Consider the following 23,624-nt stretch of genomic DNA (forward strand, 5'->3'; position numbering starts at 1 on the left):
CACCCGAACGGACCGATAAACAGGCCCGGTTTAAAATTTCAGTGAACAAGTGTACATTCAGTGCCTTGACGCTGTGACTTTCACTACAACGCAATAGTCTATGTGTAGGCTGCCGATGTGAGGCATGAACGCTTCAGTCGGTTCGGGAAGATTTGCCCTACCCTGCCGCATGGGATTATTGAGGAGCTCGCATGACCAAACAAAACGCCTTTACTCGGGAAGACCTGCTGCGCTGCAGTCGCGGTGAGCTGTTCGGCCCAGGTAACGCGCAACTGCCCGCCCCGAACATGCTGATGGTGGATCGCATCACCCATATCAGTGAAGAGGGTGGCAAGTACGGCAAAGGTGAATTGGTCGCCGAGCTGGATATCACCCCGGACCTGTGGTTCTTCGCCTGCCATTTCGAAGGCGACCCTGTCATGCCGGGCTGCCTGGGCCTCGACGCCATGTGGCAACTGGTCGGTTTCTACCTCGGCTGGCAAGGCTTGCCGGGCCGCGGTCGCGCCCTGGGTTCGGGCGAAGTGAAGTTCTTTGGCCAGGTTCTGCCGAGCGCCAAGAAAGTCACCTACAACATTCAAATCAAGCGCGTCCTCAAGGGCAAGCTGAACCTGGCGATCGCCGACGGTTCGGTGACTGTCGACGGTCGCGAGATCTATACTGCCGAAGGCCTTCGGGTCGGCGTATTCACTTCCACTGACAACTTTTAAGGGTTATCCGCATGCGCCGCGTCGTTATCACTGGTCTGGGCATCGTTTCTTGCCTGGGCAATGACAAAGAGACCGTCACCGCTAACCTGCGTGCAAGTCGCCCTGGCATCCGCTTCAACCCGGAATATGCCGAAATGGGTCTGCGTAGCCAGGTTTCCGGCTCCATCGACCTGCCCCTCGAAGAGTTGATCGATCGCAAGATCTACCGCTTCGTCGGCCACGCTGCCGCCTACGCTTACCTGGCCATGAAGGACGCCATCGCCGATTCCGGCCTGAGCCACGATCAGGTCTCGAACGTGCGTACCGGCCTGATCGCCGGTTCCGGCGGCGCGTCCACCCTGAACCAGATGGAAGCGCTGGACATCCTGCGCGAGAAAGGCGTGAAGCGCGTTGGCCCGTACCGTGTCACGCGGACCATGGGCAGCACCGTTTCCGCCTGCCTGGCCACGCCGTTCCAGATCAAGGGCGTGAACTACTCGATCTCCTCCGCTTGCGCCACCAGTGCTCACTGCATCGGTAACGCGGTTGAGCAGATCCAGCTGGGCAAGCAGGACATCGTGTTCGCCGGCGGCGGCGAAGAAGAACATTGGAGCCAATCGTTCCTGTTCGACGCCATGGGCGCGCTGTCCACCCAGTACAACGACACCCCGGAAAAGGCCTCCCGCGCCTACGACGCCAAGCGTGACGGTTTCGTCATCGCCGGCGGCGGCGGCATGGTGGTGGTCGAGGAGCTGGAACACGCTCTGGCCCGTGGCGCGAAGATCTACGCGGAAATCGTCGGCTACGGCGCCACTTCCGACGGCTACGACATGGTTGCGCCAAGCGGTGAAGGCGCCATCCGCTGCATGCAGATGGCCATGTCCACCGTGGATACCCCGATCGACTACCTGAACACCCACGGCACCTCGACTCCGGTCGGCGACGCCAAGGAAATGGAAGGCGTGCGCGCGGTATTCGGCGACAAGGCACCGGCCATCAGCTCCACCAAGAGCCTGTCGGGTCACTCCCTGGGCGCCGCCGGCGTTCACGAAACGATCTACTGCCTGCTGATGATGGAAGGCAACTTCATGGCTGGCTCGGCCAACATCGAAGAGATGGACCCGGTCGTGGCCGATATGCCGATCCTGACCAAGACCGTCGAAAACGTAAAAGTCGACACCGTGATGAGCAACAGCTTCGGCTTCGGTGGCACTAACGCCACCCTGGTGCTGAAACGCTGGCAGGGCAAGTAAGCCCCGCAGCTTGATCAGATGAAAACGCCCCGACTGGTTCGGGGCGTTTTTTTTGCGCTTGAATTCGGGGTCGCCTCGCTTGTACGCGGGTGTTGCTCCGTTGCCTCGAACTGATGCTGGGAATCCTGCCCGCCGCTACCTGGAAAAAATCCTGGAACACTTGAGTGCCAGCATGTTCTATAACTGCATGACTTTCTTCCTGCCACGCTTGAGAGGTTCGCCATGCCTGTTACCGTCAACACCCTGAATGCCGACAACTTCCGCCACAGCCTCAACATCGATAACCACGAGTTGTTCACCGATCTGCCCAAAAGCCTGGGCGGTGACGACACCGCGCCCTCGCCCCACGACTATTTCGACGCAGCCCTGGCGTCGTGCAAGGCCCTGACCCTGAAGCTGTATGCGCAGAGAAAGGGCATCCCGCTGACCGGCGTAACCGTGGAAATCACCCACGACGACAGCGAAGAGCAAAAGGGCAAGTACCACCTCAACGTCAAGCTGACGCTCAAGGGCGTGCTCACCGATCAGCAACGCGACGAACTGCACCGCATCGCCGACCGCTGCCCGATACACAAGCTGATGACCACCGCCGAGGTGAGTATCGAGACGAAATTGTCGGAAGGTGCCTTCAGCCAATAGCGGCAACCTCCGGTCGAGCGGGTTATGCTCAGGGCTATCCAACCCGCTCCGACAGGGACGCACCATGACCACCCTCACCGTGATCCGCCCTCGCCTCGAAGATGTCGAAGGCCAGCCCATCCTGCGCCCGCTGCCATCGCGAGAATGCCGTAGCGTCGGGCCGTTCGTGTTTTTCGACCATATGCTGGCGACCCGCTATGCACCGGGCAGCGGCATGAATATCCGCCAGCATCCGCACATCGGCCTGTCGACCCTCACCTACCTGTTCGAAGGCACCTTGCAGCACAAGGACAGCCTCGGTTCGGACCAAATGGTTCAGGCCGGCGATGTGAGCTGGATGACCGCCGGCAGCGCGATTGCCCACGTCGAGCGCACGCCCGAAGCAATCAAGAGCAAGGGGTTCAGCCTGCATGGGCTGCAAGTGTGGCTCGCCTCCCCCAGGGACCACGAGAGCGGCCCGGGGCATTACAGCCACCATCCGGCAGCCAGCTTGCCCACCAGCGACAACCTGGGCGTGCAGATCCGCCTGATCGCCGGCAATGGCTTCTGCCTCAAATCACCGGTGCCGGTGCTGTCGCCCACGCTGTACGCCGATGTGCAGATGCAGACGGCCACCACCCTGCTGATCCCCGACGAGCATGAAGAACGCGCGGTGTATGTGCTGGAGGGTGACGTGCAGTTGGACGGTGAGCCGCTTGAGGCACACAGTCTGGTGGTGTTGCCGAGCGGACAGGCGATGACCCTGTCTGCCGACAGCGATTGTCACCTGGTGGTGTTCGGTGGCGCGCCGCTGGATGGGCCACGCCGGATCAACTGGAATTTTGTCGCGAGCGACCCGGCCGTGATCGAGCAGGCCCGGCAGCGTTGGGCGGCTGGGGATTGGCCAACGGTGCCCGGTGAAACCGAAAGAATTGAGTTGCCGGTGAGATAGCCGCCTGCTCCCACATTTAACCGCATTTACCCTGTAGGAATGCGCTCGAATGTGGGAGCTGGCTTGCTCGCGATGAGGCCAGGACAGACGCCAGAGACTTAGCCCTTGAACACTTCATCCAACAAGTTATGCATCGACTGGAAGGCCCGCGCAGCGGTCTTCGCGTCGTACATCATCATGCCCGGCACGTTGGCATGCGGGTCGGTGAAGGAATGCACCGCACCGCCATAGCTCAGCAGTTGCCAATCCACACCAGCCGCGTTCATCTCATCTTCGAACGCTGGCAGTTGTGCTTTCGGCACCAGCGGGTCGGAAGCACCATGCAACACCAGCACGGAGCCCTTGATGTTCTTCGCATCCGCCGGGTTTGGCGTGTCGAGGGTGCCGTGGAACGACACCGCAGCCTTCAACGCTGCGCCGGTGCGCGCCAGCTCCAGCGCACAGCAACCGCCGAAGCAGAAACCGAAGGTGGCCAACCTGGACGTATCCACCGCAGCTTCGCTCTGGCCTTGCAGTTGCGCTAACGCGGCCTGCATGCGCTTGTTCAGCAACGGGCGGTCATTCTTCAACGGCATCATCGCCGCACCGGCTTCATCGTTATTCGACGGGCGCACGGTTTGCCCGTACAGGTCGGCGATCAGCACCACGTAGCCTTTGCTGGCGACGCGCTTGGCAATCTCTTCGGCCCCTGCACTCACGCCCATCCAGTTCGGTGCCATCAACAGGCCCGGCAGCGGGCCGGTTTGGCTGGCATCGAAGGCCAGGCGGCTTTCATAAGACTGGCCATCAATCTGATAGACCACGGAACGCACAGTGACTTGGCTCATCATTTACTCCAGTTGAGGTTGCACAAGAACGAAAAAACCCGCCGAAGCGGGTTTTTCTACAACGGGGTTAAACCGACAGTTCAACCAACAGCTTGTTCAGTCGGCGCACATAGGCGGCCGGGTCTTTCAGGCTGTCGCCGGCAGCCAGGGCTGCCTGGTCGAAGAGGATGTGCGACAGGTCGCCAAAACGCTCTTCGCTCTGTTCGCCGTCGAGTTTCTCGATCAGCGGGTGAGCCGGGTTGAATTCGAAGATCGGCTTGGAGTCCGGCACCTTCTGACCGCTGGCTTCGAGGATCTGACGCATCTGCATGCCCAGGTCCTGCTCGCCGATGGCCAGGATCGCCGGGGAGTCGGTCAGACGGTGGGAAACCCGCACTTCGCTGACGGCGTCGCCCAGGGAGGCCTTGATCCGCTCAACCAGGCCTTCCTTGGACTTGGCCACTTCTTCAGCGGCTTTTTTGTCTTCTTCGGAATCCAGGTTGCCCAGGTCCAGGTCGCCACGCGCCACGTCGACGAAGGTCTTACCGTCGAATTCGCTGAGGTAGCTCATCAGCCACTCATCGATACGGTCGGTCAGCAGTAGCACTTCGATGCCTTTCTTGCGGAAGACTTCCAGGTGCGGGCTGTTCTTGACCTGAGCGTAGGTCTCACCGGTCAGGTAGTAGATCTTGTCCTGACCTTCCTTGGCGCGTGCCAGGTACTCGGCCAGGGACACCACCTGCTCGCCGTCTTCGCCCTGGGTGGAGGCAAAACGCAGCAGGCCGGCGATTTTTTCCTTGTTGGCGAAATCTTCCGCCGGGCCTTCTTTCATAACCTGGCCGAAGTTCTTCCAGAAGCCTTTGTATTGCTCAGGCTCGTTCTTCGCCAGTTTTTTCCAGCATGTCGAGGACGCGCTTGGTCAGCGCCGACTTCATGGAGTCGATGATCGGGTCTTTCTGCAGGATTTCCCGCGACACGTTCAGCGACAGGTCGTTGGAGTCGACCACGCCTTTGATAAAGCGCAGGTACAGCGGCAGGAACGATTCCGCCTGGTCCATCACGAACACGCGCTGCACGTAGAGCTTCAGGCCCTTTGGCGCTTCGCGCTGGTACAGGTCGAACGGCGCGCGGGCCGGTACGTAGAGCAGCGAGCTGTATTCCAGCTTGCCTTCGACCTTGTTGTGGCTCCAGCTCAGCGGGTTTTCGTAGTCGTGCCCGATGTGCTTGTAGAACTCCTGGTATTCCTCGTCCTTGATCTCGGTACGCGGACGGGTCCACAGAGCGCTGGCGCGGTTGACGGTTTCCCACTCAACGGCCGGTGCTTCTTCGCCTTCGGCGGCGGCCTGCTCTTTCGGCAATTCGATCGGCAGGGCGATGTGGTCGGAATACTTCTTGATGATGTTGCGCAGGCGCCAGCCATCGGCAAATTCGTCTTCACCGGGTTTCAGGTGCAGCACGATGCGCGTACCGCGATCAGCCTTGTCGAGGGTAGCGACTTCAAACTCGCCCTCGCCTTTCGAAGACCAATGCACGCCTTCGCTGGCGTCAAGGCCGGCGCGGCGGCTGAACACTTCAACCTTGTCGGCGACGATGAAGGCCGAGTAGAAGCCCACGCCGAACTGGCCGATCAGGTGCGAATCTTTCTTCTGGTCGCCCGAAAGGTGCTTCATGAAATCGGCAGTGCCGGATTTGGCGATGGTCCCCAGGTGGGTGATCGCATCCTCACGGCTCATGCCGATACCGTTGTCTTCGAGGGTGACGGTCTTGGCGTCTTTGTCGAAGCTCACGCGGATTTTCAGTTCGGCGCCGCCTTCCAGCAACTCCGGCTTGGACAGGGCTTCGAAACGTAATTTGTCGACAGCGTCAGAGGCGTTCGAGATCAACTCGCGAAGGAAAATTTCCTTGTTGGAATACAGCGAATGGATCATGAGGTGCAGCAGTTGCTTCACCTCGGTCTGGAAGCCCAGGGTTTCCTTTTGAGTTTCCACACTCATGGTCATCAAACTCCAATTGGATGGCAGTGGCCGCGCCCTGAAGGGTTGGCGGCGGGTTGTCATCAAAGTTGGGGGCTAAGACCAGGATTTCAAGGGCGGGACACTTCTCCGATCTTGAAATGCGCGCGGGCGGTGGCGATGGGTTCGGCCGCGGTGCTTTGCCAGGCGGTGATCGACACGTTCGCCACCCGTCGACCCTGGCGCCAGACCTGGCACTTGGCGTAAGTGTCGCGAAACTGGCCGGCACGCAGGTAATCCAGGGAAAAGTCGATGATTTTCGGCAGGCCCGGTGCGCCGGTGAACACCAGCAGGTGCAACGCGGCGCAGAGTTCCATAAAGCCTGCAATCACACCGCCGTGCAGCGCCGGTAATATCGGGTTACCAATGTTGTCCTTGTTGGCCGGCAGGCGGAACAGCAGCTCATCGCCTATCCGCGTGCATTCGATGCCGATCAGCTTGGCGTAGGGGATCAGATCGAGCAGCGCCTTGTAGTTACCGTGCTCATGGGCCTGCTCCAGACGTGTCTTGAAGTGATGTGTCATACCTGTTCTCCCGTGACTGTACTGCCCAGCCCCTGCGCGCCCTTGAGGCGCTTGCCCATACGCATGAACGTCCCCACCGTGTGGGCGACGGGTTGTTGCGGGTCATCCTGGTAAGCGAAACCACGGGTGAAAATCACGTCGGTGGTCACCCGGTAGCACTGGGCAAAACCATACACCGGCTTGTGCGGTTCGGCGGGATGCATGTAGTCGATGCGCAGGTCGAGGGTCGGGCACACCTCGAACTCCGGCAACACGCACAGGGTGGCCATGCCGCAGGCGGTGTCCATCAGCGAGGTCAATGCGCCACCATGGATCACGCCCGTCTGGGGATCACCCACGATCATCGGGCTGTAGGGCAGAACCAGGGTAATCCCCTCTTCGCTGGCTTGATGAACGGTAATGCTCAGCACCTGGCAATGGCGCAACGCTGAAATAAAGCGCTTGGCACGCTCTAACAAGGGATTTTCGGTCATTCGGTTCAGACTCTGATGAATGTGGGTCCGGCGCAGTATGGACCGTCGGAAAAAGTTCCTTGGGAAAATGCTTTATATATCTGTGGGATATAAGGAACTAATGCTGGCCCCATGTGCTCGAAAGGCCAGTAGATATCTTCACTAAGGAGAAACACCCAATGCGCAAGACTTTAGCTATTTCCATGATGCTGGCCGCTGCCCTCGGTCTCGCTGCCTGCGACAAGAAATCCGAAAACAAAGCCCAAGATGCCGCCGCGCACTCTGAGCAAGCTCAGAAAGATATGGCTGCAGCACAGGATAAAGTGAACGAAGCTGCGAAAGAAAACGGCGATGCTGCCAAAGCTCAGGCCGAATCGAACAAAGCCGCAGCACAAGAAGCAGCACCTGCTACCCCAGCAACCGGTTCTTGATACCGGGGCTTGAAATAGCTTGGCTGCAAAAAGAAAGCCCGCTTAGATAGCGGGCTTTACTTTGTCTGCTGTTGGCGCGCAGTGCGATAAACCGGCGCTATGCCTGCAGCGCTTTACGCCACCGGGTCTTTGGCCACGTCCGGCAGCGACGTATCGGTCTGCGTATACACCATCACTTGCAGCACGTCGGAATGAAACTCTCGGCGATACAGCACCAACACCACCCCGGCGCTCATCGACATGAACAGCCAGGGGCTGACAAACCATGCCAGCATGGTCATCCCGAAGTAATAAGCGCGCAGGCCAAAGTTGAACTGGTTGGCCGCCATCGAAATCACCCGCGCCGCCCGCAGGGCAAACGCCTTGCGCTCCTGCTCCGACACATGCCGCTCACCGATCATCGGCGCCGACCCCACCAGCACCGCGGCAAAGTTGTACTGGCGCATGCACCAGCTGAACGTGAAGAACGCGTAGACGAACACCAGTGCCAGGCACAGCAGCTTGATCTCCGACATACCCTGGGATGCCTGCTGCACCAGGGGAATATCGGCCAGCAATGAAACCGCCCGCTCCGAGGCGCCCAACACGGTGAGAATGCCCGCAAGGATGATCAAGGTGCTGGAGGCGAAGAACGACGCGTTGCGCTCAAGATTGCCAATCACACTGGCGTCGGCGATGCGGTTGTCACGCAGCAGCATGCGACGCATCCAGTCTTCGCGATACAGGTGCAGCACGCTGGCCAGACAGGCAGTGTCGCGGGCTTTCCAGGTGGCATAACGGGTGTAGCCGCCCCAACAGAGGACGAACCAGAGGGCGGCAAGCAAGTGGATCAGGTTGGCTTCGATAAACGGCATGCGGGTCCTTATACACGACAGATTTCATGAACCCGGTTAAGTGTGGGCGCCGGGTTCCAGCTTGAGCTTTGCGTTACTCCTTCGACGTTAGCCCACGGAAAAAGGCACTGCCCGCCGCCCATAAAAAATGCCCCGTATCAATCGATACGGGGCATTTCAATACAGCCTGAAGCCGGGGGTTACGCGACCGCTTCGCTGCGCTTGCCCAGCATGCGGTCAACCACCACCGCGACCACCAGCATCATCACCGATGGCACCAGCCACGCCAGGCCCTGCTCGCTCAACGGCAGGTTGGCCAATTGCGACGGCATCCAGCCCGCCAGGCCGGCGCCCTTGAGCGCATCGATGCAGCCGAAGATGAACGACACCAACATCACCGGGCCAACGATGCGGCTCTGCTCCTGCCAGAAGTCTTTGCAGAAGCTCAAAGCCACCAGCACGATGCATGGCGGGTAGATCGCAGTGAGCACCGGGATCGAAAACGCGATCAGTTTGGTCAGGCCCAGGTTGGACACGAACAGCGAGAACAGCGCCAGGATCACCACCAGGGTCTTGTAGGACAGCGGCAGGATCCGGCTGAAGTACTCGGCGCAGGCACAGGTCAGGCCGACGGCGGTGACCAGGCAGGCCAGGGAGATCAGCACGGCCAGGAAGCCACTGCCCAGGGAACCAAAGGTGTGTTGCACGTAGGCGTGCAGGACAGCGGCGCCATTGGCGGCACCGGCGGCGATCTCATGGCTGCCCGCCCCGAGGCGGAACAGGCTGACATACACCAACGCCAGGCCGACGCCGGCAATCAGCCCGGCAATGATCGCGTAGCGGGTGATCAATTTAGGCGATTCGACACCACGGGAACGGATCGCGTTGACGATCACGATACCGAACACCAGCGCGCCCAGGGTATCCATGGTCAGGTAACCATTGATAAAGCCTTGGGAGAACGGCGCGGCCACGTATTCCGGGTTGGCGACGCCCACGTCACCGGCCGGCAAGGCAAACGCGGCGATACCAAGGATGGACAGCGCGATGATTTTCAGCGGCGCCAGGAAACGGCCCACGGTGTCCAACAGACGGCCCGGGTACAGGGAGACGAAAAACACCACCAGAAAGTACACCGCGCTGTAGAGGAACAGCGCCAGCGGGCTTTCACCGGTCAACGGCGCCAGGCCCACTTCAAAGGACACGGTCGCGGTACGCGGGGTGGCGAACAGCGGCCCTACCGCCAGATACGCTGCCGCCGCCAGCAGGCCACCGGCGATCTTGCCGATCGGGCTGCTCAACGCATCCATACCACCACCGACCTTGGCCAGGGCGATCACGGTGACCACCGGAAGCCCGACTGCGGTGATCAGGAAACCCAACGCCGCCATCCAGACATGGGGCCCGGACTGCAAACCAACGATAGGCGGGAAGATGATGTTGCCGGCCCCTACAAACAGGGCAAAAGTCATGAAGCCCAACGCCAGGATGTCCTGACTTTTCAACACTTTCATTTGAGGAAATACCACACTACTGAATCGGAATTTAGAGAGGGCTTCCCTATGGATGAGGGAAATGCTGCCGGCCCTTGTGGGCACCGACCGGTCTAGCGCGCGGCTTCCTTTTGGGATGCGAGCGCTTAAAGAGGCGGCAAGGTTACAGAATTTGGCCGATAAACGCACTGTTGCAGGGCGAACTGTCCGATAAGCGACATTGGAATGTCGTGTTTTCATACTTAATGTGGCGATACAGACAAAAAATGTGGGAGGGAGCTTGCTCCCGATAGCGGAGGTTCAATCACATCATCAGTGACTGAGCCACCGCTATCAGGAGCAAGCCCCCTCCCACATGGGACCACGTACATTTCAATAAATGGGCCGCCCAGAATGCACAAAGGCCACCCGAAGGTGGCCTTTGCTGGTGAAGCGTCAGTTAAGCGCGAGGCTTACTTGACTGCCCAACCGGTCAGCTCGGCCAGGGCCTTGCCGATGTCTGCCAGCGAACGCACGGTTTTTACGCCTGCGTCTTGCAGTGCAGCGAATTTCTCGTCTGCAGTGCCTTTGCCGCCAGAGATGATTGCGCCAGCATGGCCCATGCGCTTGCCAGCAGGGGCAGTCACACCAGCGATGTAGGAAACAACCGGCTTGGTCACGTGGGCCTTGATGTAGGCAGCCGCTTCTTCTTCAGCCGAACCGCCGATCTCACCGATCATGACGATCGCTTCGGTCTTCGGGTCTTCCTGGAACAGCTTCAGGATGTCGATGAAGTTCGAGCCTGGGATCGGGTCACCGCCGATGCCGACGCAAGTCGACTGACCGAAACCGGCGTCAGTGGTCTGCTTCACAGCTTCGTAGGTCAGGGTGCCGGAACGGGAAACGATACCGACTTTACCTGGCAAGTGAATGTGACCAGGCATGATGCCGATCTTGCATTCGCCTGGAGTGATCACGCCTGGGCAGTTAGGACCGATCAGGACCACGCCCAGCTCGTCGCACTTGACCTTGGCATCCAGCATATCCAGGGTAGGAATGCCTTCGGTGATGCACACGATCAGCTTGATGCCGCCGAACGCCGCTTCCAGGATCGAGTCTTTGCAGAAAGGAGCCGGAACGTAGATCACGCTGGCGGTCGCGCCAGTGGCAGCTACTGCGTCTTTAACGGTGTTGAACACTGGCAGGCCCAGGTGCTCGGTGCCGCCTTTGCCCGGAGTTACACCACCAACCATCTTGGTGCCGTATTCGATGGCTTGCTGGGTGTGGAAGCTACCTTGCGAACCGGTAATACCCTGGCAGATAACTTTGGTGTCTTTATTGATCAGGACGCTCATTATTTGCCCTCCGCAGCTTTGACAACTTGTTGAGCAGCGTCGGTCAGGCTGGTAGCCGCGATGATGTTCAAACCGCTTTCTGCCAGTACTTTAGCGCCCAGTTCAGCGTTGTTACCTTCAAGGCGAACAACAACCGGGATTTTCACGCCGACTTCTTTCACTGCACCGATGATGCCTTCGGCAATCATGTCGCAACGAACGATGCCGCCGAAGATGTTGACCAGTACTGCAGCGACGTTGGAGTCGGACAGGATGATCTTGAAGGCTTCGGTTACGCGTTCTTTGGTAGCACCACCGCCCACGTCGAGGAAGTTGGCTGGTTTGCCGCCATGCAGGTTGACGATGTCCATGGTACCCATGGCCAGGCCGGCACCGTTGACCATGCAGCCGATGTTACCTTCCAGGGCTACGTAGTTCAGTTCGAACTTGGCAGCGTGCGCTTCGCGCGGATCGTCTTGCGACGGATCGTGGAAAGTCTTCAGCTTAGGCTGACGGTACATGGCGTTGGCGTCGATGTTGATCTTGGCGTCGAGGCAATGCAGATCGCCGTCAGCCTTGATCACCAGCGGGTTCACTTCCAGCAGGGCCAGATCGTGATCCTGGAACAGTTTGGCCAGACCTACGAAGATCTTGGCGAACTGGGCAACTTGCTTGCCTTCCAGACCCAGCTGGAAAGCCAGCTCGCGACCCTGGAATGGCTGAGCGCCAACCAGTGGATCGATAGTGGCTTTCAGAATTTTTTCAGGGGTATCGTGAGCGATCTTCTCGATGTCCACGCCACCTTCGGTGGAAGCCATGAACACGATGCGACGGCTCGAACGGTCAACGACAGCGCCCAGGTACAGCTCTTTAGCGATATCAGTGCACGATTCAACCAGGATCTTGGTGACTGGCTGGCCATTGGCATCAGTCTGGTAAGTCACCAGACGCTTGCCCAGCCACTGCTGTGCGAAGGCCTTGGCGTCTTCTTTGCTGCGAACCAGCTTAACGCCGCCCGCTTTACCGCGACCACCTGCGTGAACCTGGGCTTTTACAACCCATTCGGTCCCGCCGATTTTATCGCAAGCTTCTGCTGCTGCTTCCGGGGTGTCTACTGCGTAGCCCTGGGATACTGGCAGGCCGTATTCAGCGAACAGCTGCTTACCCTGATACTCGTGAAGATTCATGCTTTTTACCGTCTTCGTTAGGTACTGCGCATTCGGCGCTGCGCTCATTATGAGTGCCGCGCCACCTGTGACTGCTGCTTACGCAACTTGCCGGACTCAAGCCCGGTCAAGCTGCGCAAGACTGCGTCCAGCGGATATTCCGCGGTGAGTCTTGCGCGCAAGGCTCACGACGGGCAACCGCCGTGGTTTCTTATTATCTCGTTTTAGCGCTTCTTCTTGTTCGCGATGTGAATGGCATGACCATTCACTGCCAGCGCGGCTTCGTGCAATGCTTCGGACAGGGTCGGATGGGAGAAAACCATCATGCCGATGTCCTCGGCACTGGTGCCGAATTCCATACCGATTGCGCCCTGCTGGACCAGTTCTGCTGCGCCTGGGCCAATCACATGGACGCCCAATACGCGGTCAGTCTTGGCATCAGCGATGACTTTGACAAAACCACCGGTGTCGTTGGCTGCCATGGCACGACCAGAAGCAGCGAACGGGAAGGTGCCGACGTTAACTTCAACGCCTTCAGCTTTCAACTGCTGTTCGTTCTTGCCGACCCATGCAATTTCCGGGTGGGTATAGATAACCGATGGGACCAGGTCGTAGTTCATCTGGGTTTTGTGGCCCTTGATGCGCTCGACAACCATGATGCCTTCTTCGGAAGCCTTGTGCGCCAGCATCATGCCGCGAACCACGTCACCAATGGCGTAGACGCCTGGAACGGTGGTAGCGCAGTGATCGTCAACGTGGATGAAACCACGCTCGTCGATGTTCACGCCGCTGTCGGCTGCCAGCAGGTCGGTGGTCACTGGACGGCGACCAACGGCTACGATCAGCTTGTCGAAGGTGATGGTCTGTTCGCCATCCTTGTCGGTGTAGGTCACGACCACTTCTTCGCCGTTGACCTTCGAGCCGGTCACGCGAGCGCCCAGCTTGATGTCCAGACCCTGTTTGGTCAGGGTTTTCAGGGCTTCCTTGGACACTGCGGTGTCAGCAGCCAGCAGGAACGTGTCCAGGGCTTCGAGCACAGTGACCTGGGAACCCAGGCGGGACCAGACCGAACCCAGTTCCAGGCCGATCACGCCGGCGCCGATCACGCCCAGACGCTTGGGAACTGCTTGGAATTCCAGGGCGCCGGTCGAATCAACGATGACTTTCTGGTCAACAGGTGCTGGTGGAATGTCGATCGGACGCGAACCTGGAGCCAGGATCACGTTTTCGGCTTCGATGATTTCGACCGAACCGTCCGGCTTGGTGATTTCAACTTTCTTGCCAGCCAGCAGCTTGCCGTGGCCTTGCAGGGAAGTTACGCCGTTGGCCTTGAACAGGGTGGCAACGCCGGAGGTCAGGCCTTTGACGATGTTGGCTTTACGGCCAACCATCGCGGGTACGTCCATGGTCACGCCAGCGTGGCTGATGCCGTGGATGGCAAAACCGCTTTGCGCTTCGTGGAATTTCCAGGAGCTGTCCAGCAGCGCCTTGGAAGGAATGCAACCAACGTTCAGGCAAGTACCGCCCAGTGCCAGTTTGCCTTCCTTGTCGGTGTATTTTTCGATGCAAGCAGTCGAGAGGCCCAGTTGTGCGGCCTTGATAGCGGCAACATAGCCGCCAGGACCTGCACCAATCACTACAACGTCAAATTTCTGCGACATGAAAATAGTTCCTCTATTTAGCAGCAAGCTGTCAAGCCGCAGGCCCCAAGCCCGACTGCCGTATCCGGCAGCCTGTCACTTGAGGCCCGCAGCTGCTTCTATCAGATATCCAGCAGCAGACGAGCTGGGTCTTCCAGCAGGTTCTTGATGGTCACCAGGAAAGTCACGGCTTCTTTACCATCGATCAGGCGGTGATCGTAAGACAGCGCCAGGTACATCATCGGACGGATCACGACTTGGCCGTTGATGGCCATCGGACGCTGGATGATGTTGTGCATGCCCAGGATCGCAGCTTGCGGCGGGTTGACGATCGGAGTCGACATCATCGAACCGAAGGTACCACCGTTGGTGATGGTGAAGGTGCCGCCGGTCATCTCGTCGATGGTCAGCTTGCCGTCACGGGCTTTCTTGCCGAAGCCGGCGATGCCGCCTTCGATTTCAGCCAGGCTCATCAGCTCGGCGTTACGCAGAACCGGAACCACCAGGCCGCGGTCGCTGGACACGGCAACGCCGACGTCTGCATAACCATGGTAAACGATGTCGCTGCCGTCGATGGAAGCGTTGACTGCCGGGAAGCGTTTCAGCGCTTCGGTGGCCGCTTTCACGAAGAACGACATGAAGCCCAGGCGCACGCCGTTGTGGCTCTTCTCGAACAGGTCCTTGTACTTCGAACGCAGGGCCATGACTTCGGTCATGTCGACTTCGTTGAAGGTGGTCAGCATCGCCATGTTCGACTGTGCTTCAACCAGACGCTTGGCCACGGTGGCACGCACGCGGGTCATCGGCACGCGCTTCTCGGTGCGGTCGCCAGCGGCGAACACAGGAGCAGCGGCAGCAGGTGCTGCAGCCTTGGCGGGTGCGGCAGCTGGAGCGTTTTTCTTGGCTTCAACGGCAGCAACCACGTCTTCCTTGGTCACACGGCCGTCTTTGCCGGTGCCTTTGATGGAAGCCAGGTTGATGCCGTTCTCTTCGGCCAGCTGACGAGCAGCCGGTGCGGCGATTGGATCTTCGCCACCCGCCGCCGGAGCGGCAGCTGGAGCAGAAGCAGCAACAGCCGGTGCAGCGGCAGCCGGAGCGGCAGCAGCGCTGCCCGCTTCGATCGAGCCCAGTACCTGGTTGGACAGGACGGTATCGCCTTCGTTGGCAATGATCGCGCCCAACACGCCGTCAGCTTCAGCCAACACTTCCAGAACGACTTTGTCGGTCTCGATGTCGACGATCAGTTCGTCACGCTTTACAGCCTCGCCTGGTTTCTTGTGCCAAGTGGCAATGGTGCCATCGGCAACCGATTCCGGGAATGTCGGGGCTTTGATTTCGATAGCCATTATCTGTGGGTCCTTAAAATTCGGTTTCAGTCAGCGCGAAGGCGTTAAACAGTGAAAGCATCTTGCAGGAGTTTTTCCTGCTGCTCGGCGTGCATCGATGCATAACCACAGGCAGGCGCGGCAGAAGCATCGCGACCGGCGTATTCCAGGCCCAGGGCCTTGTTGTGGTTACCAATGCTGCGACGCAGATGATGCTGGCTGCTGTACCAGGCGCCCTGGTTCATCGGTTCTTCCTGACACCACACTACATGAGTGAGGTTGGTGTAAGGCGCGATGATCTCCATGAGGTCATCTTCCGGGAACGGGTAAAGCTGCTCGATACGCACGATGGCGATGTCTTCGCGGCCTTCGGCACGGCGTTTTTCCAGCAAATCGTAGTAGACCTTGCCGCTGCACAGGATCAGGCGAGTGACCTTGGCCGCGTCCAGTGTATCGATTTCTGGAATAACGGTCTGGAACGAGCCTTCCGCCAGATCTTCCAGGGTCGAGATGGCCAATTTATGACGCAACAGCGATTTCGGCGTCAGCACTACCAGCGGCTTGCGCAGTGGGCGAATGACCTGGCGACGCAGCAAGTGGTAGATCTGGGCCGGGGTAGTCGGCACGCACACCTGGATGTTGTGCTCGGCGCACAGCTGCAGGTAACGCTCCAGACGGGCCGAGGAGTGCTCCGGACCCTGACCTTCATAACCGTGTGGCAGCAGCATGGTCAGACCGCACAGACGGCCCCACTTGTGCTCGCCGCTGGTGATGAACTGGTCGATAACCACCTGGGCACCGTTGGCGAAGTCGCCGAACTGGGCTTCCCAGATCACCAGCGCGTTAGGCGTGGTGGTCGAGTAACCGTATTCGAACGCCAGTACGGCTTCTTCGGACAGGAACGAATCGTACAGGTCGAAACGTGGCTGGCCTTCGTACAGGTGTTGCAGCGGGATGTAGGTGCCTGCGTCTTTCTGGTTGTGCAGAACCGCGTGACGGTGCGAGAACGTACCACGGCCGATGTCCTGGCCGGTCATGCGGATCGGGTGACCTTCGAACGCCAGGGTCGCATACGCCATGGTTTCGGCGTAACCCCAGTTGATCGGCAGGCCGCCGGCTTGCATCTTCTGACGGTCTTCGTAGATCTTCGCGACCTGGCGCTGTACGACGAAGCCGTCAGGAATTTCCAGCAGCTTGGCAGACAGTTCCTGCAGAGTCTTCAGATCGAACGACGTATCGTGACGCGCAGTCCAGGCGTGGCCCAGGTACGGACGCCAGTCGACGAACAGCTCTTTGTTCGGCTCTTTGACCAGGCTTTTTACAACATGCAGACCGTTGTCCAACGCGTTGCGGTATTCGTCGACTTTCGCCTGAACACGCGCTTCGTCAACCACACCGGCCTTGGTCAGGCTTTCGGCGTACAGCTCACGGGTGGTGCGCTGCTTGGTGATCTGCTGGTACATCAACGGCTGGGTGCCGCTTGGTTCGTCCGCTTCGTTGTGACCGCGACGGCGGTAGCAAACCAGGTCGATCACCACGTCACGCTTGAACTGCATGCGGTAGTCGACAGCCAGTTGGGTCACGAACAGCACGGCTTCCGGATCATCACCATTCACATGGAGGATCGGCGCCTGGATCATCTTGGCAACGTCGGTGGCGTACTCGGTGGAACGCGCGTCCAACGGGTTGCTGATGGTGAAGCCCACCTGGTTGTTGATGACGATGTGAACAGTACCGCCGGTCTTGAAGCCGCGGGTCTGCGACATCTGGAAGGTTTCCAGGACCACGCCTTGACCGGCGAATGCCGCGTCGCCGTGGATGGAAATCGGCAGAACCTTCTCACCGGTCGCGTCGTTACGACGATCCTGGCGAGCGCGCACCGAACCCTCGACCACTGGAGAAACGATTTCCAGGTGGGACGGGTTGAAGGCCATGGCCAGGTGAACTTCACCGCCGGTGGTCATCACGTTGGACGAGAAGCCCTGGTGGTATTTAACGTCACCGGAACCCAGCTCGACCTTTTTCTTGCCTTCGAACTCGTCGAACAAGTCGCGCGGGTTCTTGCCGAAGGTGTTGACCAGCACGTTGAGACGGCCACGGTGGGCCATGCCGATCACGATTTCCTTGGTGCCGTAGGAGCCGGAACGCTGGATCAGCTCGTCGAGCATCGGAATCAGGCTCTCGCCGCCTTCCAGGCCGAAACGCTTGGTGCCCGGGTATTTGGTGCCCAGGTATTTTTCGAGGCCTTCGGCTGCGGTCACGCGCTCAAGCAGGTGGCTGCGCACATCGGCAGACAACACCGGACGGCCACGCACGCCTTCCAGGCGATGCTGGAACCAGTGACGCTGTTCGGAGTCGGTGATGTGCGTGAACTCAGCGCCAATGGTGCGGCAATATGTCTGCTGCAACGCTTCGTGAATTTCGCGTAGGCTCGCTTCCTCTTTGCCGATGAACAGGTCTCCGGCACGGAAGGTCGTATCAAGATCGGCATTGGTCAAGCCGTAATGATTGATCGACAGGTCTGCAGGTGCAGGACGCTTCCAGAGCCCCAGCGGGTCGAGCTGGGCCGCCTGGTGGCCGCGCATACGGTAGGCCTGGATCAGTCGCAGTACTTCAACTTGCTTCTTCTCATGCTCACTGCTCACACTTCCGGCGGAAACCGGTTGGGCGCGGCGCTGGTTCTTTGCCAGCAGCACGAACTGATCGCGAATTGTTGCGTGCGATACATCGGTGGCAGCGTTGCCGTCTGAAGACAACGTCTGAAATTTGGTGCGCCATTCTTCTGGCACAGCGTTAGGGTCGTGCAGGTAGAGCTCATAAAGCTCTTCCACATAGGCAGCGTTACCACCTGAAAGATAGCCGCTGTTCCACATGCGCTGCATCACGCTTTCTTGCATGCTTGGTCACCCTCGATTTGGGGACACCACCGGCGGCGACACCGAGTTTGCTTGCAAAAGGCCAAGTGCAGCGACCAAAACAAGCCACTTAGGATCACGCTGATAGTTCGGGTACCAACCCGAATGCCCCTGCTTGTCTCATTTCTTCAAAATAAGAGCCGCGGCTTTGTAAGTCGCTGCTCAAGTTAAGACTACGGCGCCGGTTGAAGCCTGCGCCGTAGCATTTACGGGCACAACGGTCCTGCTTTGCTACAACGTCAATTACACGCCGCTTTGCAGCAGCATGTTACGGATGTGACCAATGGCCTTAGTCGGGTTCAGGCCTTTAGGACATACGTTGACGCAATTCATGATCCCGCGGCAGCGGAATACGCTGAACGGGTCATCCAGTGAAGCCAGACGCTCGGAGGTCTGGGTGTCACGACTGTCTGCCAGGAAGCGATATGCTTGCAGCAGAGCAGCCGGGCCCAGGAATTTGTCCGGGTTCCACCAGAAGGATGGGCACGACGTCGAGCAGCAAGCGCACAGGATGCACTCGTACAGGCCGTCGAGCTTCTCGCGCTCTTCCGGGGACTGCAGACGCTCGATGGCCGGAGCCGGCGTATCGTTCTGCAGGAATGGCTTAACCTTCTCGTATTGCTTGTAGAAGATGCTCATATCGACGACCAGGTCACGGATAACCGGCAAACCTGGCAGAGGACGAATGATCAGCTTGTTGCCTTTGACCACGGCGGACAGCGGCGTGATGCACGCCAGGCCGTTCTTGCCGTTGATGTTCATGCCGTCGGAGCCGCAAACACCTTCACGGCAAGAGCGACGATAGGAGAACCCTTCGTCCTGCTCTTTGATCAGGGCCAGCACATCCAGCACCATCAAGTCTTTACCACCGGTATTGACCTGGAATTCCTGCATGAACGGCGCAGCGTCCCGATCAGGGTTGTAGCGATACACACTGACTTTCAACATGGCAGCCACCCTTAGTAAGTCCGAATTTTCGGTTCAAACATCGGAACCGTCTTCGGCGAGAAGTTAACGGCACGCTTGGTGACGCGCTTTTCACCCGGGAAGTAGAGGGTGTGGCACAGCCAGTTTTCATCGTCACGGTCTTCGTAGTCTTCACGAGCGTGAGCACCGCGGGACTCTTTACGAACCTCGGCGGCAATCGCAGTCGCTTCAGCCACTTCCAACAGGTTTTGCAGCTCAAGGGCTTCGATACGAGCGGTGTTGAACGCCTGGCTCTTATCGTTGATCTTGACGTTGGCGATGCGCTTGCGCAGGTCAGCCAGCAGGGCAATACCCTTCTGCATGTATTCGCCGGTACGGAATACACCGAAGTAGTTCTGCATGCAGCTTTGCAGCTCGCGACGCAGGGTAGCCACGTCTTCGCCTTCGGTACGCTCGTTCAGAGCGGACAGACGCGCCAGGGCAGCTTCGATGTTGGCGTCGGTAGCGTCATCGTATTCGATGCCGTCGGTCAGCGCCTTTTCCAGGTGCAGGCCGGCAGCGCGGCCGAAGACCACCAGGTCGAGCAGCGAGTTGCCGCCCAGACGGTTGGCGCCGTGTACCGATACGCAAGCCACTTCGCCCACCGCGAACAGACCATGGATGATCTCGTCCACGCCGTCGGCGTTCTGGGTGATTGCCTGGCCATGGATGTTGGTCGGCACGCCGCCCATCATGTAGTGGCAAGTCGGAACAACCGGAACCGGAGCAACCACCGGGTCAACGTGCGCGAAGGTCTTGGACAGTTCGCAGATACCTGGCAGGCGGCTGTGCAGCACTTCCTCGCCGAGGTGATCGAGCTTGAGCAGCACGTGGTCGCCGTTCGGGCCACAGCCGTTGCCGGCGATGATTTCCTTGACCATGGAACGGGCTACAACGTCACGACCGGCAAGGTCTTTCGCGTTCGGAGCATAACGCTCCATGAAACGCTCACCGTGCTTGTTGATCAGGTAGCCACCTTCACCACGGCAACCTTCGGTGACGAGTACACCGGCGCCGGCGATGCCGGTTGGGTGGAACTGCCACATTTCAATGTCTTGCACCGGCACGCCGGCACGCAGCGCCATGCCAACGCCGTCGCCGGTGTTGATCAGTGCGTTGGTGGTCGAGGCGTAGATACGACCTGCACCGCCAGTCGCCAGAACGGTAGCCTTGGCGCGAATGTAGGTGGTTTCACCGGTTTCGATGCAGATAGCGATCACGCCGACGAATGCGCCGTCCTGGTTTTTTACCAGGTCAACCGCGTAGTACTCGTTCAGGAACGTGGTGCCGGCTTTCAGGTTGCCCTGATACAGGGTGTGCAGCAGCGCGTGACCGGTACGGTCGGACGCGGCGCAAGTACGGGCAGCCTGGCCGCCTTTACCGTAATCCTTCGACTGACCGCCGAATGGACGCTGGTAGATACGACCTTGCTCGGTACGCGAGAACGGCAGACCCATGTGGTCCAGCTCGAACACGGCGGCCGGGCCTTCCTGACACATGTATTCGATAGCGTCCTGGTCACCGATATAGTCGGAACCCTTGACGGTATCGTACATGTGCCAGCGCCAGTCATCGTTCGGGTCGGCGGAGGCGATGGCGCAGGTGATGCCACCCTGGGCCGATACGGTGTGGGAACGCGTCGGGAACACCTTGGTGATCACGGCAGTCTTGTGACCACCCTGAGCCAGTTGCAGCGCTGCGCGCATGCCGGCGCCGCCGCCACCAATGATGATGGCGTCGAAGGAAATAGTTGGAATGTTAGCCATGGATCAGATACCCCAAAGAATCTGCACACCCCAGACGAAGTAAGCGAACATCGCGACGCCGCATACTGCCTGGAAGAGAAACCGTACTGCTGTCGCAGACTTGCCCAGCGCCATCGGCGTCAGGTAGTCGGTCGAAATGGTCCACATGCCGACCCAGGCGTGAGCGCCCAGGGCTACAAGGGCCAGCAGACTGAAGATTCGCATCGCATTGTGGGAAAACAGGCCATGCCATTGCTCATAGCCGATGCCCGGATTGGCGACGAGGTATCCGATCAGGAAAATGAAATAAGCCGCGAGAACGACCGCAGACACACGCTGTGCCATCCAGTCATAGAGGCCCGAACGCGACAGATTCGTTACGCTGGTTACCATATCCAAACTCCTGCCAGAACGATCAGCGCCACGGAAACGGCGATGACGATTTTCGAGCCCAGGCGGCCGCCTTCCAGCGTCTCACCGATGCCCATATCCATGATCAAGTGGCGCACGCCGGCTACCAAGTGATACAGCAGAGCGGACAAGAGGCCCCATGCTACGAACTTGGCCAGCGGACTGGTCAAGCATGCCTTCACCTCGGCATAACCTTCCTCGGAACCCAGGGATTTGCTCAATGCATAAAGCATGAAGCCCAGGCCCAGGAAGAGGATGATGCCGGAAACACGGTGCAGGAACGACGTAACGCCGGTGATGGGGAGTTTGATGGTCCTTAGGTCTAGGTTTACAGGTCGTTGGCTATTCACGGCTTTTTTTCACACTGAAGAGCCCCTAACAATCAGGGCAAAGTTGTTGGGGAGCGGACTGGTCAGGTAACACCACCCAGGGAGTGCGACCCCCAATGAAAGCAAGCCCAAAAGCCCTTGGCGGTCGGTGGCCGAGTATAGACAGTTAGGTTACTAATGACAACGCGCTGACCTCACCCTAATAGCGCATTGCGTTGGCAGGATAAAAGGCGTAAATGGCGGTAAATTTCGAGGAAAAAGTCCGGTTAAAGCCTTCTGGGGCAAGACTTTAGGCAAATTGACATCTGAATTTATCTCACTATAGTGGTGCGGGCCCTGCGTGGGGGGTCTGTCTGATGATTTGAAGCATAAATAGGAGGCCACATGGCTGACAAAAAAGCGCAGTTGATCATCGAGGGCGCAGCCCCCGTCGAGCTGCCCATTTTAACCGGCACCGTTGGTCCTGATGTTATCGACGTACGGGGCCTGACGGCCACGGGCCGTTTCACTTTCGACCCAGGTTTCATGTCGACCGCCTCATGCGAGTCGAAGATTACCTATATTGATGGCGATAATGGCATTTTGCTGCATCGGGGCTACCCGATCGAGCAACTGGCTGAGAAATCGGACTACCTGGAAACCTGCTATCTGCTACTAAATGGCGAGTTGCCAACCGCCGAGCAGAAAGCCCAGTTTGTCAGTACTGTAAAGAACCACACCATGGTTCACGAGCAGTTGAAGACGTTCTTCAACGGCTTCCGTCGCGACGCCCACCCGATGGCCGTCATGTGCGGCGTGGTCGGCGCCCTGTCGGCCTTCTATCACGACTCCCTCGACATCAATAACCCGCAGCATCGCGAAATCTCCGCGATCCGCCTGGTTGCCAAGATGCCGACCCTGGCCGCAATGGTTTACAAGTACTCCATGGGGCAACCCATGATGTACCCGCGCAACGACCTGACTTACGCGGAAAACTTCCTGCACATGATGTTCAACACCCCGTGCGAGATCAAACCGATCAGCCCGGTGCTCGCCAAGGCAATGGACCGGATCTTCATCCTCCATGCCGACCACGAGCAGAACGCCTCCACCTCTACCGTGCGTCTGGCCGGCTCTTCGGGTGCCAACCCGTTCGCCTGTATCGCCGCCGGTATCGCCGCGCTGTGGGGCCCCGCCCACGGCGGTGCGAACGAAGCCGTATTGACCATGCTCGATGAAATCGGCGATGTCTCGAACATCGACAAATACATCGCCAAGGCCAAGGACAAGAACGATCCGTTCAAGTTGATGGGCTTCGGTCACCGGGTCTACAAGAACCGCGACCCACGCGCCACCGTCATGAAGAAGACCTGCGACGAAGTGTTGAGGGAACTGGGCATCAAGAACGATCCGCAACTCGAACTGGCCATGCGCCTGGAAGAGATCGCTCTGACCGACCCGTACTTCATCGAGCGCTCGCTGTACCCGAACGTCGACTTCTACTCGGGGATCATCCTCAAGGCGATCGGCATTCCAACCAGCATGTTCACCGTGATCTTCGCCCTGGCGCGGACCGTGGGCTGGATCTCCCACTGGAAAGAAATGCTCTCCAGCCCGTACAAGATTGGCCGCCCGCGCCAGCTGTACACCGGCTACGAGTCGCGTGACATTACCAAGTTGGAAGATCGCAAGTAAGCATCTGACCGACGCGCAATAAAAAAGCGGCCTCCTTCATGGAGGCCGTTTTTATTTGTGCAGGAACCAAGAAACTGTTT

General features: G+C 58.9%; 20 protein-coding genes and 1 pseudogene. 6 read left to right on the top strand and 15 right to left on the bottom strand.

Translation table 11 applies throughout. The features are described from left to right. Positions 1–191: 191 nt before the first annotated feature. The 4 genes from fabA to ACVWZP_RS11120 all read left to right on the top strand — a co-directional run bounded on the left by fabA (position 192) and on the right by ACVWZP_RS11120 (position 3,509). The gene (fabA, locus tag ACVWZP_RS11105) at positions 192–707 is read left to right on the top strand and encodes a 3-hydroxyacyl-[acyl-carrier-protein] dehydratase FabA (RefSeq protein WP_003190035.1); all 516 of its coding nucleotides are present in this window, start codon (positions 192–194) and stop codon (positions 705–707) included. An 11-nt stretch (positions 708–718) separates the two neighbouring features. Continuing rightward, the gene (fabB, locus tag ACVWZP_RS11110; protein WP_017846780.1) at positions 719–1,939 is read left to right on the top strand and encodes a beta-ketoacyl-ACP synthase I; all 1,221 of its coding nucleotides are present in this window, start codon (positions 719–721) and stop codon (positions 1,937–1,939) included. Positions 1,940–2,161: 222 nt separating this feature from the next. Then, a complete protein-coding gene (locus ACVWZP_RS11115) occupies positions 2,162–2,578 on the top strand; it encodes an OsmC family protein (protein ID WP_046384191.1) in 417 nt (138 codons plus the stop codon). 64 nt (positions 2,579–2,642) lie between these two features. Beyond that, a complete protein-coding gene (locus ACVWZP_RS11120) occupies positions 2,643–3,509 on the top strand; it encodes a pirin family protein (RefSeq protein WP_046384192.1) in 867 nt (288 codons plus the stop codon). A gap of 98 nt (positions 3,510–3,607) precedes the next feature. Here the strand turns inward: ACVWZP_RS11120 and ACVWZP_RS11125 are convergent, their stop codons facing one another. The 4 genes and pseudogenes from ACVWZP_RS11125 to ACVWZP_RS11140 all read right to left on the bottom strand — a co-directional run bounded on the left by ACVWZP_RS11125 (position 3,608) and on the right by ACVWZP_RS11140 (position 7,324). Then, the gene (locus ACVWZP_RS11125) at positions 3,608–4,336 is read right to left on the bottom strand and encodes a dienelactone hydrolase family protein (protein ID WP_046384193.1); all 729 of its coding nucleotides are present in this window, start codon (positions 4,334–4,336) and stop codon (positions 3,608–3,610) included. A 67-nt stretch (positions 4,337–4,403) separates the two neighbouring features. Further along, positions 4,404–6,309: pseudogene (gene htpG, locus ACVWZP_RS11130) on the bottom strand (molecular chaperone HtpG). A gap of 89 nt (positions 6,310–6,398) precedes the next feature. Next, positions 6,399–6,851: a PaaI family thioesterase gene (locus tag ACVWZP_RS11135; RefSeq protein WP_017846775.1), complete on the bottom strand. Its 453-nt coding sequence runs from the start codon at positions 6,849–6,851 to the stop codon at positions 6,399–6,401. After that, positions 6,848–7,324: a PaaI family thioesterase gene (locus ACVWZP_RS11140; RefSeq protein WP_108524429.1), complete on the bottom strand. Its 477-nt coding sequence runs from the start codon at positions 7,322–7,324 to the stop codon at positions 6,848–6,850. Before ACVWZP_RS11140 ends, ACVWZP_RS11135 begins: the two co-directional genes overlap by 4 nt. Positions 7,325–7,482: 158 nt before the next feature. Between ACVWZP_RS11140 and ACVWZP_RS11145 the strand changes: the two genes are divergently transcribed. Continuing rightward, positions 7,483–7,734 carry a hypothetical protein gene (locus tag ACVWZP_RS11145; RefSeq protein WP_017846773.1) on the top strand — a complete coding sequence of 84 codons (252 nt, stop codon included), beginning with the start codon at positions 7,483–7,485 and terminating at the stop codon, positions 7,732–7,734. A gap of 113 nt (positions 7,735–7,847) precedes the next feature. Here ACVWZP_RS11145 and ACVWZP_RS11150 read toward each other — a convergent pair whose 3' ends face one another. The 11 genes from ACVWZP_RS11150 to sdhC all read right to left on the bottom strand — a co-directional run bounded on the left by ACVWZP_RS11150 (position 7,848) and on the right by sdhC (position 21,891). After that, complete coding sequence (locus ACVWZP_RS11150) at positions 7,848–8,588, bottom strand: DUF599 domain-containing protein (protein WP_017846772.1); 741 nt, start codon at positions 8,586–8,588, stop codon at positions 7,848–7,850. 179 nt (positions 8,589–8,767) lie between these two features. Beyond that, positions 8,768–10,081, bottom strand: a complete 1,314-nt coding sequence (gene brnQ / locus ACVWZP_RS11155; RefSeq protein WP_169886615.1) for a branched-chain amino acid transport system II carrier protein — start codon at positions 10,079–10,081, stop codon at positions 8,768–8,770. A gap of 431 nt (positions 10,082–10,512) precedes the next feature. Next, positions 10,513–11,394, bottom strand: coding sequence for a succinate--CoA ligase subunit alpha (gene sucD / locus ACVWZP_RS11160; protein WP_003172813.1), 882 nt, complete (start codon positions 11,392–11,394; stop codon positions 10,513–10,515). Next, positions 11,394–12,560 (bottom strand): ADP-forming succinate--CoA ligase subunit beta, encoded by a 1,167-nt coding sequence (sucC, locus tag ACVWZP_RS11165; RefSeq protein WP_017846770.1) that lies wholly within the window; start codon positions 12,558–12,560, stop codon positions 11,394–11,396. Before sucC ends, sucD begins: the two co-directional genes overlap by 1 nt. A 203-nt stretch (positions 12,561–12,763) precedes the next feature. Further along, on the bottom strand, positions 12,764–14,200 hold the full coding sequence (gene lpdA / locus ACVWZP_RS11170; RefSeq protein WP_046384196.1) for a dihydrolipoyl dehydrogenase: 1,437 nt from the start codon (positions 14,198–14,200) through the stop codon (positions 12,764–12,766). Positions 14,201–14,301: 101 nt separating this feature from the next. Then, positions 14,302–15,525 (bottom strand): 2-oxoglutarate dehydrogenase complex dihydrolipoyllysine-residue succinyltransferase, encoded by a 1,224-nt coding sequence (gene odhB / locus ACVWZP_RS11175; RefSeq protein WP_017846768.1) that lies wholly within the window; start codon positions 15,523–15,525, stop codon positions 14,302–14,304. A gap of 44 nt (positions 15,526–15,569) precedes the next feature. Then, positions 15,570–18,401, bottom strand: coding sequence for a 2-oxoglutarate dehydrogenase E1 component (locus ACVWZP_RS11180; RefSeq protein ID WP_046384197.1), 2,832 nt, complete (start codon positions 18,399–18,401; stop codon positions 15,570–15,572). A gap of 261 nt (positions 18,402–18,662) precedes the next feature. Then, positions 18,663–19,367: a succinate dehydrogenase iron-sulfur subunit gene (locus tag ACVWZP_RS11185; protein WP_017846766.1), complete on the bottom strand. Its 705-nt coding sequence runs from the start codon at positions 19,365–19,367 to the stop codon at positions 18,663–18,665. A gap of 11 nt (positions 19,368–19,378) precedes the next feature. Then, a complete protein-coding gene (sdhA, locus tag ACVWZP_RS11190; protein WP_017846765.1) occupies positions 19,379–21,151 on the bottom strand; it encodes a succinate dehydrogenase flavoprotein subunit in 1,773 nt (590 codons plus the stop codon). A gap of 3 nt (positions 21,152–21,154) precedes the next feature. Continuing rightward, positions 21,155–21,523, bottom strand: coding sequence for a succinate dehydrogenase, hydrophobic membrane anchor protein (sdhD, locus tag ACVWZP_RS11195; protein ID WP_017846764.1), 369 nt, complete (start codon positions 21,521–21,523; stop codon positions 21,155–21,157). Next, positions 21,517–21,891 (bottom strand): succinate dehydrogenase, cytochrome b556 subunit, encoded by a 375-nt coding sequence (gene sdhC / locus ACVWZP_RS11200; protein ID WP_017846763.1) that lies wholly within the window; start codon positions 21,889–21,891, stop codon positions 21,517–21,519. The genes sdhD and sdhC overlap by 7 nt, the downstream gene beginning before the upstream one ends. A 363-nt stretch (positions 21,892–22,254) precedes the next feature. Here sdhC and gltA point away from each other — a divergent pair, with 363 nt between their 5' ends. Continuing rightward, entirely contained in the window at positions 22,255–23,544 is a 1,290-nt protein-coding gene (gltA, locus tag ACVWZP_RS11205; protein ID WP_017846762.1) for a citrate synthase, read from the top strand. Positions 23,545–23,624: the final 80 nt, after the last annotated feature.

This window comes from Pseudomonas sp. TE36184 (assembly GCF_054060055.1).